Annotated in this window: 13 protein-coding genes and 1 pseudogene; 13 read left to right on the forward strand and 1 reads right to left on the reverse strand. The window is 43.9% G+C overall.

The genetic code is table 11. The features are described 5' to 3' along the window. From DCC82_RS17995 to clpB, 12 genes are all read left to right on the forward strand, one after another. The coding region (locus DCC82_RS17995) for a molybdenum cofactor biosynthesis protein MoaE (RefSeq protein ID WP_483299664.1) at window positions 1-175 on the forward strand (175 nt) is incomplete at its 5' end. After that, entirely contained in the window at window positions 172-402 is a 231-nt protein-coding gene (gene moaD, locus DCC82_RS06090; RefSeq protein ID WP_097354209.1) for a molybdopterin converting factor subunit 1, read from the forward strand. The genes DCC82_RS17995 and moaD, both read left to right, overlap by 4 nt. A 5-nt stretch (window positions 403-407) precedes the next feature. Beyond that, window positions 408-1,142 (forward strand): YwiC-like family protein, encoded by a 735-nt coding sequence (locus tag DCC82_RS06095; protein ID WP_012749422.1) that lies wholly within the window; start codon window positions 408-410, stop codon window positions 1,140-1,142. A 233-nt stretch (window positions 1,143-1,375) separates the two neighbouring features. Then, a complete protein-coding gene (gene argC, locus DCC82_RS06100; RefSeq protein ID WP_097354210.1) occupies window positions 1,376-2,413 on the forward strand; it encodes an N-acetyl-gamma-glutamyl-phosphate reductase in 1,038 nt (345 codons plus the stop codon). Between the two features lie 16 nt (window positions 2,414-2,429). Next, window positions 2,430-3,671, forward strand: a complete 1,242-nt coding sequence (gene argJ, locus DCC82_RS06105) for a bifunctional ornithine acetyltransferase/N-acetylglutamate synthase (RefSeq protein WP_012749424.1) — start codon at window positions 2,430-2,432, stop codon at window positions 3,669-3,671. Window positions 3,672-3,686: 15 nt separating this feature from the next. Beyond that, window positions 3,687-4,460, forward strand: a complete 774-nt coding sequence (gene argB / locus DCC82_RS06110) for an acetylglutamate kinase (RefSeq protein ID WP_097354211.1) — start codon at window positions 3,687-3,689, stop codon at window positions 4,458-4,460. After that, window positions 4,460-5,620, forward strand: coding sequence for an acetylornithine transaminase (locus DCC82_RS06115; protein WP_097354212.1), 1,161 nt, complete (start codon window positions 4,460-4,462; stop codon window positions 5,618-5,620). Before argB ends, DCC82_RS06115 begins: the two co-directional genes overlap by 1 nt. Before the next feature lie 80 nt (window positions 5,621-5,700). Next, window positions 5,701-6,771: a carbamoyl phosphate synthase small subunit gene (locus DCC82_RS06120; RefSeq protein ID WP_012749427.1), complete on the forward strand. Its 1,071-nt coding sequence runs from the start codon at window positions 5,701-5,703 to the stop codon at window positions 6,769-6,771. Then, window positions 6,764-9,886 carry a carbamoyl-phosphate synthase (glutamine-hydrolyzing) large subunit gene (locus DCC82_RS06125; protein ID WP_097354213.1) on the forward strand — a complete coding sequence of 1,041 codons (3,123 nt, stop codon included), beginning with the start codon at window positions 6,764-6,766 and terminating at the stop codon, window positions 9,884-9,886. Before DCC82_RS06120 ends, DCC82_RS06125 begins: the two co-directional genes overlap by 8 nt. Then, the gene (gene argF, locus DCC82_RS06130) at window positions 9,883-10,821 is read left to right on the forward strand and encodes an ornithine carbamoyltransferase (protein WP_012749429.1); all 939 of its coding nucleotides are present in this window, start codon (window positions 9,883-9,885) and stop codon (window positions 10,819-10,821) included. Before DCC82_RS06125 ends, argF begins: the two co-directional genes overlap by 4 nt. A 118-nt stretch (window positions 10,822-10,939) precedes the next feature. Further along, on the forward strand, window positions 10,940-11,119 hold the full coding sequence (locus DCC82_RS06135) for a YjzC family protein (RefSeq protein ID WP_062753763.1): 180 nt from the start codon (window positions 10,940-10,942) through the stop codon (window positions 11,117-11,119). A 324-nt stretch (window positions 11,120-11,443) separates the two neighbouring features. Continuing rightward, window positions 11,444-14,038: an ATP-dependent chaperone ClpB gene (gene clpB, locus DCC82_RS06140; RefSeq protein ID WP_097354214.1), complete on the forward strand. Its 2,595-nt coding sequence runs from the start codon at window positions 11,444-11,446 to the stop codon at window positions 14,036-14,038. Between the two features lie 50 nt (window positions 14,039-14,088). Here the strand turns inward: clpB and DCC82_RS06145 are convergent, their stop codons facing one another. Further along, window positions 14,089-14,271, reverse strand: a complete 183-nt coding sequence (locus DCC82_RS06145; protein ID WP_012749433.1) for a YjzD family protein — start codon at window positions 14,269-14,271, stop codon at window positions 14,089-14,091. 141 nt (window positions 14,272-14,412) lie between these two features. On the opposite strand from DCC82_RS06145, the pseudogene DCC82_RS06150 reads away from it, so the two are divergent. Continuing rightward, window positions 14,413-14,679, forward strand: a pseudogene (locus tag DCC82_RS06150) (hypothetical protein); the annotation flags it as partial. Window positions 14,680-14,751 lie beyond the last annotated feature (72 nt).

A 14,751-nucleotide genomic window follows, 5' to 3' on the forward strand; every position in this document is an offset into this window, starting at 1 on the left:
GTCGCCGCACCGCAACGACGCGTATGAGGCAAACCGATATGCGATTGAGCGCATTAAACAAATTGTTCCGATTTGGAAAAAAGAACATTGGGAAGATGGAACGGAATGGGTTGGCAATCAATTAGGGACGAAAGCGTATCCAACAGGAAAGCCGGAAGGAGAGGATTTACAATGATCACACTTCTCTTTTTTGCGCATTTACAGGAAGCAATTGGAGAGGAGCGTATGGTGCTTCCTGACGTTCCCAAAACGGTAAATGCATTAAAGCAGGAAGTAGAAAAGCGTTATGACATTGATCTGAAACAAGTGATGGTCGCGGTGAATGAGGAATATGCCCGCGATGATCAAACACTTCAGCCAGGTGATATCGTTGCCTTTATCCCACCGGTAAGCGGAGGATGAGATCTATGAAAAAACGACAAAAACAAAAGTGGATTGTTCCGAAACAACATGGCGCATGGGCAATGCTGATCATTCCGTTTGTATTAGGCGCATATGCAGGCGGATTGACATGGCTTCATCTGCCGTTATTTGTAGGATGGTTTTTCTTATACTTGGCGACATATCCGTTGTTGATGGCGGTAAAATTAAAACGCACACAAGAGTACATGTGGTCGTTTTACGGCTACACTGCCATTGCCGCTGTGATATTAGCTATTTGTTTATGGTATGTGCCATCTTTATTTTATTTTGGAGCGGCGATGCTTCCGTTCTTTCTAATTAATCTTTCTTATGCCAAACGGAAGCAGGAACGTGCTTTTTGGAATGATGTTGCGGCAATCATTGTTTTTTGTGTTGCTGGTCTTGCCAGCTTTTATGTTGGGCGCGGGGAATTAACGATAGAAGCGTTTGAACTAGCTGCTTTTTGTTTTCTCTTTTTCCTCGGAAGTACCTTTTACGTAAAAACAATGATTCGCGAAAAGAAAAACCCGATGTATAAATGGTTGTCATGGGGATACCATGGAATATTAATGATCGCGCTCGTTGTCATCGGGTACCCGTTATTTGTTCTTGCCTATGTGCCAAGTGTTGTTCGGGCTGTTTATTTATATGGAAAATCGCTGCCGATTATGAAATTAGGAATATTAGAAATTGCCAACGCCGCTTATTTTCTTATTGCCATGATCGTCCTTTACTCATAAAAACGAGGTGTGTAAGTGAACGCACCTCGTTTTTTTATTTAGTGTGTCCGATGATGTACAGGTGTCCGAGTATAATACACTTTTTCCATGAAACAAATATTGTGTTTTGCGGAAATAGTTATAAAAACGATTAAAAAATATTTAGAAAATAATTAAATATACATTTGATTTTATTTTTATACAGTATTATAATGGTAATTACATGAAAGATAATTCGTTCAAGGAGGCTTGTCATGAATATTGCAATCATTGGTGCGACCGGGTATGGCGGTGTAGAATTATTAAGATTTTTACAGCATCATCCACATGTTCATCACTGTTCGCTTTATTCTTCTTCACAAGACGGCATCCATTTTTCCGAAAGCTTCCCGCATGTTGGCGAAATAGAGGGAGCGATTCTTCAGAAAATCGATGTCGAACAAATGGCAGATGAATGCGAGGTCGTCTTTTTTGCTACTCCGCCAGGCGTTTCTAGCACACTTGCACCAACGTTGATTGATAAAGGAGTTAAAGTGATTGACTTATCCGGCGATTTTCGCTTGAAAGATAGATCGGTATATGAAATGTGGTATAAGCGACAAACGGCTTCCGATCACTATTTGCAACAGGCGGTATACGGATTAACGGAATGGAATAAAGGGGACATTCAAAAGGCGCAGCTTCTTTCCAATCCGGGATGCTATCCGACCGCTGCGCTGCTCGGGTTGGCCCCGCTTGTCAAAGAACGGTTGATTGAAGAAGATTCTATTATTGTTGACGCAAAATCCGGGGTGTCGGGAGCAGGACGGAAAGCTTCGCTGAATACCCATTTTTCAGAAGTCAATGAAAATGTCAAAATTTACAAAGTAAATTCTCACCAACATATTCCAGAAATTGAACAAATGCTAAAAGCTTGGAATGAACGTATTCAGCCGATTACGTTTAGCACGCATTTAATTCCGATGACAAGGGGAATTATGGCAACGATTTATGCGAAAGCAAAGAAAGAGCTGTCGTTAGAGACGTTGCTAGATTTATATAAAACAAGTTATGAAGATTCGAAATTTGTCCGCGTTCGCAAGCCTGGACAATTCCCAGCCACAAAAGAAGTGTATGGCTCCAACTATTGCGATATCGGAGTTGCTTATGACGAACGTACGGGAAGAGTTACCGTTGTTTCCGTCATCGACAATCTTGTCAAAGGAGCGGCAGGACAGGCGATTCAAAACTTGAACGTGATGATGGGCTGGGATGAAGAAAGCGGGCTTATGTTAGCACCGATTTATCCATAAGGAAGGGGATCAGACGATGGTGATCGCAAAGCAAGAAAAGCATGGAACGAAAATTTCTTATATTGCGGAAGGAACGGTCGTAACTCCAAAAGGATTTAAAGCGGCAGGCGTGCATGCCGGTTTGCGTTACGCGAAAAAAGATTTGGGCGTTATCGTATGCGATGTGCCAGCATCTTGTGCCGCGGTTTATACACAAAACCATTTTCAAGCCGCCCCGCTGAAAGTAACGCAACAAAGCATCGCGGCCGAGCAAAAATTGCAGGCGGTAGTCGTCAATAGCGCATGCGCGAATGCGTGTACGGGAGAAAGAGGATTAAAAGATGCGTATGAAATGAGAGAATTATGCGCACAACAGTTCAGCATTGCCCCGCATCTTGTTGCGGTCGCCTCCACTGGTGTGATCGGTGAATTTATGCCGATGGAGAAAATTCGGGAAGGAATGAAAAAATTAGAGCCAGGCGACTTGCCGGAAAATGCGGAGGCGTTTCAAACAGCGATTTTAACGACTGATACGGTCATGAAAAAAGCTTGTTATCAGACAACGATTGACGGAAAAACGGTAACGATCGGAGGCGCGGCGAAAGGTTCGGGAATGATTCATCCGAATATGGCAACCATGCTCGCGTTTGTGACGACCGATGCCAATATTTCTTCGCCGGTATTGCAAGAAGCGCTTCGTTCCATTACAGATGTATCCTTCAATCAAATTACGGTAGATGGAGATACATCCACGAACGATATGGTAATCGTTATGGCAAGCGGACTTGCCGGAAATAAGGAATTAACGCCGGATCATCCAGACTGGGAAAACTTTTATGAAGCGCTGAAAAAAACATGTGAGGATTTAGCGAAACAAATCGCCAAAGATGGCGAAGGGGCGGCGAAGCTCATTGAAGTGCGCGTGAACGGTGCGAAAACGGACGAGGATGCGAAAAAAATCGCCAAGCAAATCGTTGGCTCTAATTTAGTAAAAACGGCGGTCTATGGTGCTGACGCAAACTGGGGAAGAATTATCTGTGCAATTGGCTACGCAGATGCAATGGTGAATCCGGACAATGTCGATATTTCGATGGGACCGATTGTCATGCTAAAAGGAAGCGAACCGCAGCCATTTTCCGAAGAGGAAGCGAGAGCCTACTTGCAAAATGATGAGATTATCATTGAAGTAGATCTTCATCTCGGCAACGGAACAGGAGTTGCTTGGGGCTGTGACTTAACGTACGATTATGTGAAAATTAATGCGAGTTATCGCACGTAATAAGGGGAGAGGGAGATGGGAAAGACGATTGTCATCAAATGTGGAGGGAGCGTGTTAAGTGATCTGTCGCCGTCGTTTTTTACAAGTTTACAAGAGATGTACGCACAATGTATGAACATTGTTCTCGTTCACGGCGGCGGACCGGAAATCGGACAAATGCTAAAACGGCTAAACGTGCCGAGTGAATTTGTGAACGGTTTGCGCAAGACGACAAAAGAAGTACTAGAAGTAGCAGAAATGGTTTTAGCAGGAAAGGTAAATAAGCAGCTTGTGGCATTGCTGCGTCAGCATGGGCTGCCTGCCGTGGGCGTTTCCGGTGTAGACGCCTGTTTATTGCAAGCGGCGCCAATCGATTTAGCGAAGCTCGGATACGTTGGGGAAGTCGTCAATGTTAATGCCGATTTTGTTCATCAGCTATTAAAATCACGTTACATTCCGATCATTTCACCGATCGGTGCGGATAAGGATGGCCAAAAATATAATATTAACGCCGATACAGCAGCGGGGGCGGTAGCGAAAGCGATCAAGGCGGCGCAATTGCTATTTGTGACGGACGTTCCGGGGATTTTGCGAAACGGTTCTATCGTTGAACAGGCAACGATCGATGTGATTGAACGGATGATGAATGAAGGGATTATTACAGGAGGAATGATTCCGAAAGTAAAAGCAGCGATTGCCGCGTTATCGGAATCGCTTCATGAAGTGATGATCGTAAGCGGGAAAACACCGTTTTATGAAAACGGGCAATTGCATGGAACGACGATTCGAAACGAAGTGGGGGTCTATTAATGGGAGCGTTATTTCCGACATATAACCGTTGGAATATTTGTATACAATCAGCGGAAGGGACGACGGTTACCGATATAAACGGAAAACAGTATTTGGATTTTGTTTCCGGGATCGCCGTCTGTAATCTTGGCCACCGTCATCCTGCGGTGCAGAAAGCGATCGAAGAACAGCTTGAGCGGTTTTGGCATGTTTCTAATTTATTTACCATTCCGCTTCAGGAAGAGGTAGCGGAACTTCTTGCGGCAAATAGCTGCGGCGATTATGTGTTTTTCTGCAATAGCGGCGCGGAAGCGAACGAAGCGGCATTAAAATTAGCGCGCAAACATACGGGGCGACATAAAGTCATTACATTTCAGCAATCGTTTCATGGACGGACGTTTGCGACGATGTCGGCCACAGGGCAAGAAAAAGTATACAAAGGGTTTGGCCCGCTTTTACCACAATTTATCCATCTGCCGTTTAATGATATCGAAACACTGGAAAACGAAATGCACGAAGATGTTGCGGCGGTAATGGTGGAAATTGTTCAAGGAGAAGGTGGAGTCAGACCGGCCGATAAAGCGTTTTTGAAAAAAATAGCTGAGCTTTGCAAGCAATACGGCGCACTATTGATTGTCGATGAAGTGCAAACCGGCATCGGCCGCACTGGCAAACCATTTGCCTATCAATATTTTGATATCGAACCGGATATTATTACAAGTGCGAAAGGGTTAGGAAGCGGCATTCCAGTTGGTGCGATGATTGGCAAAGCGTTTTTGAAAGATACGTTTACCGCGGGGGTTCACGGCTCGACATTTGGCGGCAATCCAATCGCGATGGCAGCTGCAAAAGCGACGTTGCAAACGATTTTTCAGCCTGACTTTTTACAAGACGTACAAGAAAAAGGAACGTATTTCTTAACGAAGCTTCAAGAGGCATTAAGCGAATTTTCGCTAGTAAAAGAAGTTCGGGGACTTGGGTTATTAGTTGGCATTGAATGTGATGAGGACATTACGAAACTAATCCCATTTATTCACAAAAATGGGCTGCTTGTATTAACAGCTGGTCCGAATGTGATTCGGCTATTGCCGCCGCTAGTCGTTTCAAAAGAAGAATTAGATCAAGCGGTAGGCATTATCAAACAAACAATACAGAAAGAAAAAATCGCAGCTACGAAGTAGTCGATAGCTGCGTCTTTATCCTTAATAGGTGAATAAAAATTCTATAATATAAATAAAAATTCGAGCATGAGGTGTCATTCATGGAAGCATATTTGCATTTAGCAAACGGAAAGACATTTGTCGGACAGTTGGAATCGCCGCTTCCAAATGAAGAAGTGAGCGGAGAAATCGTTTTTTTTACCGGCATGACCGGGTATCAAGAAGTATTAACCGATCCTTCTTATAAGAATCAAATCATCGTGTTTACGTACCCGTTAATCGGAAATTACGGGATTAACGCAGATGATTTTGAAAGCAAGCGCCCGCATGTACAGGCGGTTATTGTATATGAAGCGAGCAGCAAAGGATATCATTACGAAGCGAAATACAGCTTAAAGGAATACTTGCAGCAATGGAATATTCCGTTGCTTTCCCATGTTGATACGCGTGCATTAGTAAAGGAAATTCGCAATGAAGGGACGATGATGGCACAACTTACTGTTTCACCGTCATGTAACACGGCGGCATTTCATGAAAACCCGTTTCCTGTTCATGATGTGTCGACTGCGAAAATCGAAACATACGGAAGCGGCGGGCCTCATCTCGTATTAATCGATTTTGGCTACAAAAAATCGATTTTGCAGTCATTAGTAGCGCGGGGATGCAAGGTTACCGTTGTTCCGTACCATACTTCATTTGAAATGATCGAATCAATGAAGCCGGATGGAATCGTGTTGTCCAATGGTCCAGGAGATCCAAAACAACTTTCCAAGCATTTAGCAAACATTCGCCAAATTATTGACCATTATCCAACGTTAGCGATTTGTCTAGGTCATCAGTTAGTGGCGCTTTCATACGGCGCAGACACGGAAAAACTTCGCTTCGGCCATCGGGGAGCAAATCAGCCTGTGTATGATACGGTAAAACAAAAAGTGTTTATGACATCACAAAATCATAGTTATGTGGTTAAGAAAGAAAGTTTAGCCAACACCCCGTTTAATATCCGATTTACAAACGTCAATGACGGTTCCGTCGAAGGAATAGTACACCGCCACAAACCAATTTTATCGGTGCAATATCATCCGGAGGCGCATCCAGGTCCTAGCGATACGAACCATATTTTTGACGAGTTTTTGCAAACGGTAGTAAAAGGAGAGAAAGTATATGCCTAAAGATACATCGCTGCAATCGATTTTAATCATCGGATCCGGTCCGATTGTCATCGGACAGGCGGCGGAGTTTGACTATTCCGGCACACAAGCGTGTATTGCCTTAAAAGAAGAAGGGTACCGCGTTATTTTAGTGAATAACAATCCGGCAACGATTATGACAGACGAAGTTCATGCCGATGCCGTGTACTTTGAGCCGTTGACGGTGGATAGCGTGGAGGCGATTATCGCGAAAGAGCGACCAGACGGGCTATTGGCGACATTTGGGGGACAGACGGGACTAAACTTAGCATTTCAGCTTCATGAAGAAGGAATTTTAGAAAAATATGGGGTGAAACTGCTCGGAACTCCGATTGAAGCGATTAAAAGAGGAGAGGACCGCGAAGCGTTTCGCGCGCTCATGTATGAATTAGGCGAACCAGTTCCGGAGAGTGAAATTATTACGAGTGTCGATGAAGCGGTCGCTTTTGCCGAAAAAATCGGATTTCCGATCATTATTCGCCCCGCCTATACACTCGGAGGAACGGGCGGGGGAATCGCAGAAACGATGGAACAATTTATTGATCTAGTCGAAAAAGGACTCGCGGAAAGTCCAATTACGCAATGTCTTATTGAACGAAGCGTAGCTGGATATAAGGAAATTGAATATGAAGTAATGCGCGACCATACGAATACGTGCATTACTGTTTGCAATATGGAAAACGTCGATCCCGTCGGCATCCATACCGGTGACTCTATCGTTGTTGCTCCATCGCAAACGTTGACGGACGAGGAATACCAAATGTTGCGATCTTCAGCCATCAAAATTATTTCGGCGCTCGGTATCATTGGAGGATGCAACATTCAGTTCGCGCTAGATCCGTTTAGCAAACGATACTATTTAATTGAAGTAAATCCGCGTGTCAGCCGTTCATCGGCGCTTGCATCGAAAGCGACGGGATACCCGATCGCACGCATAGCCGCGAAATTAGCAGTCGGCTATACATTGGCGGAACTTCTTAATCCAGTAACGAAAACGACGTACGCAAGCTTTGAACCAGCACTCGATTATGTCGTTGTAAAATTTCCGCGCTTGCCGTTTGATAAATTTCCTTTCGGCGATCGCCAGCTTGGCACGCAAATGAAAGCGACGGGAGAAGTGATGGCGATTGACCGCAACATGGAACGAGCGTTTCAAAAAGCGGTTTACTCATTAGAAGGTGCGAATAACGGATTGTATTTACCAGAACTTGCTTCCCATACAGATGATGAGCTCAAACAACTGCTTGTTCGAAAAGATGATCGCCGCTTTTTTGCGATTCTCGAATTGTTCCGTCGCGGAGAAAGGATCGATACCGTATATGAATTAACAAAAATCGACCGTTTCTTTTTGCATTCGTTTTATCAGCTGATCGAATTAGAAAAGAAAGCGAAAGAAACGAGCTTAGAACATATTGATGAATCGACGTTCCGTCTGTTGAAAGAAAAAGGGTTTTCTGATGCGTTTTTAGCGGAAGTATGGAACGTGAAGGAAAAAGACGTAAGAGAAAAGCGAAAACAACTTGGCATCGTTCCGGCATATAAAATGGTCGATACGTGCGCGGCAGAATTCCATTCAGAAACGGATTATTACTATTCGACATATTTCGGCGAAGATGAACGGAAAAAAAGCGATAAAGAGAAAGTATTGATTATTGGTGCAGGACCGATTCGAATCGGGCAAGGAATCGAGTTTGATTACAGCTCTGTCCACAGCGTGTACGCACTTCAAGAAGAAGGATATGAAACGGTATTGATGAACAATAATCCGGAAACCGTCAGCACTGATTTTGCTGTGGCTGACCGTCTCTATTTCGAGCCGCTTACTTTAGAAGAAGTGTTGAACGTGATAGAAGCGGAACAGATTAAAAAAGTCATTGTTCAGTTCGGAGGACAGACGGCAATTAATCTCGTGAAAGGGCTCGAAGAAGCGAATATCACTCTTCTCGGCGTCACTTATGATGTGATTGACCAGCTTGAAGATCGTGATCGTTTTTATCAGCTATTAGAAGAATTGGATATTCCACACGTACCGGGAATGATGGCAAATAACGAAGAAGAACTTATTTCGAACGCCAAAAAAATCGGTTATCCGATATTGCTTCGTCCTTCTTATGTCATTGGCGGCAGAGGAATGTTCATTGTGAAAAATGAACAACAATTATGCGCGCTGCTAGAGCAGCGAATAATTACGTACCCTGTGCTGATCGATGCATATTTAGACGGAAAAGAAGCAGAAGTCGATGTTGTTGCGGATGGAAACGATATTTTACTTCCGACGATTATCGAACATGTGGAAAAGGCTGGAGTACATTCAGGAGACAGCTATGCAATGCTGCCAGCGCAAACGATTACAGATGAAGAACAATCCAAAATCATTACGTACGCCGAAAAAATTGTAAAGAAATTACAATTTAAAGGCATTATGAATATTCAATATGTCATTGCCAACGATCAGGTATACGTATTGGAAGTGAACCCGCGCGCAAGCCGGACCGTTCCGATCGTCAGCAAGGCAACAGGCATACCGCTCGCGCAAATTGCGACAAAATTATTGCTTGGGAAATGTTTAAGCGATGTCGTTGACGAAAAACAGCGGCGTTTGGCGAGCTTGCCATATATTGTTTTAAAATATCCGGTATTTTCGACATATAAATTGCCGGGAGTCGATCCGCTTGTTGGACCAGAAATGAAGTCGACGGGAGAGGGAATCAGCATTGCAAAAACAATGGAAGAAGCGGCGGCAAAGGCGTTTTATTCGTATTTAGCAAAAAAACATAAAGCACGAGAAATTTATGTGAACGGTGAAATAAGCGATGAACTTCTTCAAATTATAAAGGAAAAACAATTAATCATTGTTTCCGACATACCGTTTTCCGAATGGATAAAACGAAAGGAAGCGTTAGCGTTTTTAGATTTGCAAAAAGACGGAAACAGCCAATATAGAATGCTTGCGTTGTCCCGGCAAATTATGACGTTTACAGAAATCGAAACGTTCTGTCTCTTTTTACAAGCAGTCGGTGTGAAAAAGTTTTCTGTTTCATCCATTCAAGAATGGCTTGAAAAGAAAAAACAAATCGAGAAAGCGGTGATTATATGAAAACAGTCGTTTCATTAAAAGGAAAAGATTTTTTAACATTAATGGACATTTCAACAGAAGATATTCATTATTTGTTGACACTTGCCAAGGAATTAAAGCAAAAACAGCTTGCCGGACAATTGTATACTCCGCTTGTTGGAAAAACGTTAGCGATGATTTTTGAAAAACCATCCACCCGCACGAGAGTATCATTTGAGGTGGGAATGACCCAGCTCGGTGGTAGTGCGCTTTATTTAAATAGCAATGATTTGCAGCTTGGACGAGGAGAAACGATCGCCGATACGGCGAGAGTATTATCGCAATATGTTGACGCGATTATGATTCGCACATTCGCTCATCAAAAATTGGAGGAGCTCGCTGAATATGCGACGATTCCGGTTATTAACGGACTGACCGATGATGATCACCCGTGTCAAGCGCTGGCTGACTTATTAACGATTTATGAAGTGAAGAACACGTTAAAAGGATTGAAACTTGCCTATGTCGGTGATGGCAACAACGTCGCACACGCGCTTATGATTGCGGCTGCAAAAGTTGGCATGGACTGTGTGATCGCTTGCCCGGCTGGTTATGAGCCAAAAGAGAAGTATGTAAATGCGGCAATGCAAATTGGAAAACAAACAGGAGCGAATGTTGCAGTCACGCATAATCCAGTCGAAGCGGTCACCAACGCGGACATCATTTATACAGACGTATGGACGAGCATGGGGCAAGAACAAGAAAGCGAGCAGCGTCTTGCGGTGTTTCAACCGTTTCAAGTCAATTGCGAATTAGCAAAACATGCAAAACCTGATTATATGTTTCTTCATTGCTTGCCAGCCCACCGCGATGAAGAAGTAACAGCCGATGTGATTGATGGACCAAATTCGTTTGTCTTCCAACAGGCCGGAAATCGGCTTCACGTACAGAAGGCGATTTTACTATCGTTATTATGACGAAATCGCACCGGAGATATGCCGGTGCTTTTTTCATGCAGCCATTATTTGTATGGTTATGAACAAAGGAACAGACGGGAATGATAAAAATATACTTCGGATAAGGGGGGATGCTGCAATGGGCCAACAACGCCATTTCCAACCAGGCGACAAAGCGCCGAACAACGGTATATATATTGAAATTGGCGAAACAGGCGATAACGTCAAAAATCCAAAAAAAATAAAACTAAAAGCAGGAGATACGTTCCCGGAAACATCAAATCACAATCGCCACTGGACATATAAGAGAAAACCATAATAAAGAAAAGCGGAGGCGGCGCGAACAGCTCTCGAAGCGAAATGTTCTTCGACCGCTGAAGTGCTTGCACTTCAAGGGAGAAGGTTATTTCGCACAAGAGAGCTAGCCGCCGAGCTGGACAAGAAGAAAAGCGGAGGCGGCCCAATTTCGCCTAAAGGCTGCCCACGTCCTGTGGGCAACGGCGAAATGCCGTCATCCCGGTTCCGTATATTCCCCACTACAAAGCCATTCCTATATTGGAGTGGCTTTCTATTTGAAAAGAAAAGTCGGCATCCGCTATAATATACTTAAAGGTCAAAAAAGGTCAAAAGAGAGGGAAAGTCGATGAACGCAAATAAGTTTACGGAGAAAGTGCAGGAGGCTTTTCTTGAGGCTCAATCGATTGCCATTCGGCGCCATCATCAGCAACTCGATGTCGAACACTTGCTGCTCGCATTATTGCAGCAAGAAGAAGGGCTTGCGAGAAGAATCTTCACACTGCTTCGAGTTAATATAGACGCATTCACTCATGAACTGCAAATGTTGTTAAAGAAAAAGCCAGAAGTGCTTGGGGCTGGTGCGGAAAACCTTTATATGTCCCAACGGCTGCAGCGATTGTTGACAAAAGCGGAAGAAGAAGCAAAAAATATGCAAGACGAATATATTTCTGTTGAGCATTTACTGCTTGCCTTTACATCGGAGGACGATGATATCGGACGGCTTTTTCATCGGTACAACATTAACCGTTCTTCATTGTTGCACGTATTAACGGAAATAAGGGGGAATCAGCGCGTGACAAGTCCAAATCCAGAAGCTACATATGAAGCATTAAAAAAATACGGCCGCGATTTAGTCGCTGAAGTGAAAGCAGGAAAAATCGATCCGGTGATCGGCCGCGATAGCGAAATTCGCCGCGTTATTCGCATTTTATCGCGGAAAACGAAAAATAATCCGGTGTTAATCGGCGAGCCGGGGGTCGGAAAAACAGCAATCGTCGAAGGACTGGCCCAGCGCATTGTCCGCAAAGACGTTCCCGAAGGATTAAAAGACAAAACGATTTTTGCGTTAGATATGAGTTCACTCGTCGCCGGGGCGAAGTTTCGCGGCGAATTTGAAGAACGTCTAAAAGCGGTATTGAATGAAATAAAGAAAAGCGAAGGGAGAATTATTTTATTTATCGATGAATTGCATACGATTGTCGGTGCCGGAAGGGCAGAAGGAGCGATAGATGCGGGCAACATGTTAAAGCCGATGTTGGCGCGCGGCGAGCTGCATTGCATCGGTGCAACCACACTTGACGAATACCGGCAATACATTGAGAAAGATCCGGCACTCGAACGGCGCTTCCAGCAAGTTCTTGTCGAAGAACCGAGCGTGGAAGATACGATTTCGATTTTGCGCGGCTTAAAAGAGCGGTTTGAGGTTCATCACGGTGTAAAAATTCATGACCGTGCCCTTGTTGCGGCGGCGACATTGGCCGATCGCTACATTTCGGATCGATTTTTGCCTGACAAAGCGATTGACTTAGTCGATGAAGCATGTGCGACCATCCGTACCGAAATGGATTCCATGCCATCGGAGCTGGATGAAGTGATGCGCCGCGTCATGCAATTGGAAATCGAAGAAGCAGCATTGCGAAAAGAAACAGACGAAGCGAGTAAAGAACGTCTTGAAGCGCTCACCAAAGAGCTGGCTGACTTACGGGAAAAAGCGAACAGTATGAAAGCGCAATGGCAGCAGGAAAAAGAAGCTATCCAGCGCGTGCGTGACGTTCGCGAAGCGCTGGAAAAAGCAAAGCGGGAATTAGAAGAAGCGGAAAATGAATACGATTTAAATAAAGCAGCAGAACTTCGTCACGGCCGCATTCCGCAGTTAGAAAAACAATTAAAGCAGCTTGAACAACAAATGAATGAAAATAGTCAAGAAGGTCGTCTTCTCCGCGAAGAAGTAACAGAGGAAGAAATTGCGGAAATCGTTTCGCGATGGACGGGAATTCCGTTAACGAAATTAGTCGAAGGAGAGCGGGAAAAGTTATTGCGTCTGCACGAATTGCTGCATGAACGAGTCATCGGTCAAGATGAAGCGGTTGAACTTGTTGCTGATGCGGTGTTGCGGGCGCGTGCTGGCATTAAAGATCCTAATCGTCCGATTGGTTCCTTTATCTTTTTAGGACCGACAGGAGTCGGGAAAACAGAACTAGCAAAAACGCTCGCACAAGCGTTGTTTGACAGTGAAGAACAAATGATCCGCATCGATATGTCCGAGTATATGGAAAAACATGCTGTTTCTCGCTTGATTGGAGCTCCTCCGGGCTATGTCGGCTATGAAGAAGGAGGACAGCTAACGGAAGCGGTGCGGCGCAAACCGTATTCCGTCATCCTGTTAGACGAAATTGAAAAGGCGCATCCAGAAGTGTTCAATATTTTATTGCAAATGCTGGATGATGGGCGTATTACTGACTCGCAAGGACGTACCGTTGATTTTAAAAATACGGTTGTGATTATGACATCGAATATCGGGTCGCATTTACTGCTAGAAGGAGTTACGGAAAATGGAGAGATTAAAGAAGAGACGCGTGAGCAAGTATTACAGCAATTGCGCGCGCATTTCCGTCCGGAATTTTTAAACCGAATCGACGACATTGTTTTATTTAAGCCGTTAACCATGAATGAAATAAAAGGAATCGTGACAAAGTTTGCGAACGAATTAGCGAAACGGCTTAGCGACCGTCATATTTCGCTTTCTTTGACAGATAAAGCAAAAGAATATATCGCCGAGTCTGGATTTGATCCAGTTTACGGGGCGCGTCCGTTAAAACGATTTATGCAAAAGCAAATTGAAACACCGCTTGCAAAAGAAATTGTCGCCGGACGTGTGAAAGACTACAGCACGGTTGTAGTGGATTATCGGAACGGGCAAATCGTTGTAGAAGTCCAATAATAGAAACAAGGCTGTCCTTCATTTTAGGACAGCCTTGTTGTTAGTTTTTCTTAGTGGTGTTCTATCGGTTCATCAGGAATCAAGCTTGCTACAATAATAACCAAAATAGTAAAGATCGCCCCTAATAAAGCCCCTGTTGAAAAATTATATGGAATTCCTTGCATAGAGCCAATGACGTATGTAGCCATTTGCACTAAAAGGAACGTCCAGAAAAACGTCCAAAAAAGCCGCATGCTTCTTCCCCCCAATCTCTCTAGCTTCCTTTTCTTATCTTACCACAACTTGATCTTTTAGGCATATACCCGTACTTTTTTTTTCGTTCCGCATACTGTATATTGTACAATTATGCATCGTAAAAACAAGGGTGGATATCAATGACGATTCAACAACGATTTTTTCAGCTCGACGATCAGTGGTGTATCATTCATTTGCCAGAGCGCCCAAACGGATTTGCTGTCTTTATTATTGGCGATACGAATCATTTTGTTAATGAACATACAAGTTTTTGGATAGAGCACAAAGGACGCCATCATCTTCTTTGCGAGTTGCTCGAATATGGTTATACCATTTTTTACTCTCATTTATACGGCCGGCATTGGGGAAGTCCTAAAGCCGTACGCTTGGCTAAGCAACTTATTTACCTTTTTTGCCGAGAAGACCCTCACCTCTAAGCGGAGCATAGGTGGGGGATGAATCGGCATTTTTTGTTTTTT

The organism is Geobacillus sp. LYN3 (assembly GCF_003064505.1).
In the GTDB taxonomy this organism is placed as follows: Bacteria; Bacillota; Bacilli; order Bacillales; family Anoxybacillaceae; genus Parageobacillus_B; species Parageobacillus_B toebii.

Bases quoted from the DNA above. Each gene is read 5' to 3' on its own strand.
- DCC82_RS06115 (WP_097354212.1), top strand. From the start codon at position 4,460: ATGGGAGCGTTATTTCCGACATATAACCGTTGGAATATTTGTATACAA.
- argJ (WP_012749424.1), top strand. From the start codon at position 2,430: ATGGTGATCGCAAAGCAAGAAAAGCATGGAACGAAAATTTCTTATATT.
- DCC82_RS06145 (WP_012749433.1), bottom strand. From the start codon at position 14,271: ATGCGGCTTTTTTGGACGTTTTTCTGGACGTTCCTTTTAGTGCAAATG.
- DCC82_RS06125 (WP_097354213.1), top strand. From the start codon at position 6,764: ATGCCTAAAGATACATCGCTGCAATCGATTTTAATCATCGGATCCGGT.
- moaD (WP_097354209.1), top strand. From the start codon at position 172: ATGATCACACTTCTCTTTTTTGCGCATTTACAGGAAGCAATTGGAGAG.
- DCC82_RS06135 (WP_062753763.1), top strand. From the start codon at position 10,940: ATGGGCCAACAACGCCATTTCCAACCAGGCGACAAAGCGCCGAACAAC.
- argF (WP_012749429.1), top strand. From the start codon at position 9,883: ATGAAAACAGTCGTTTCATTAAAAGGAAAAGATTTTTTAACATTAATG.
- DCC82_RS06120 (WP_012749427.1), top strand. From the start codon at position 5,701: ATGGAAGCATATTTGCATTTAGCAAACGGAAAGACATTTGTCGGACAG.
- clpB (WP_097354214.1), top strand. From the start codon at position 11,444: ATGAACGCAAATAAGTTTACGGAGAAAGTGCAGGAGGCTTTTCTTGAG.
- argC (WP_097354210.1), top strand. From the start codon at position 1,376: ATGAATATTGCAATCATTGGTGCGACCGGGTATGGCGGTGTAGAATTA.
- DCC82_RS06095 (WP_012749422.1), top strand. From the start codon at position 408: ATGAAAAAACGACAAAAACAAAAGTGGATTGTTCCGAAACAACATGGC.
- argB (WP_097354211.1), top strand. From the start codon at position 3,687: ATGGGAAAGACGATTGTCATCAAATGTGGAGGGAGCGTGTTAAGTGAT.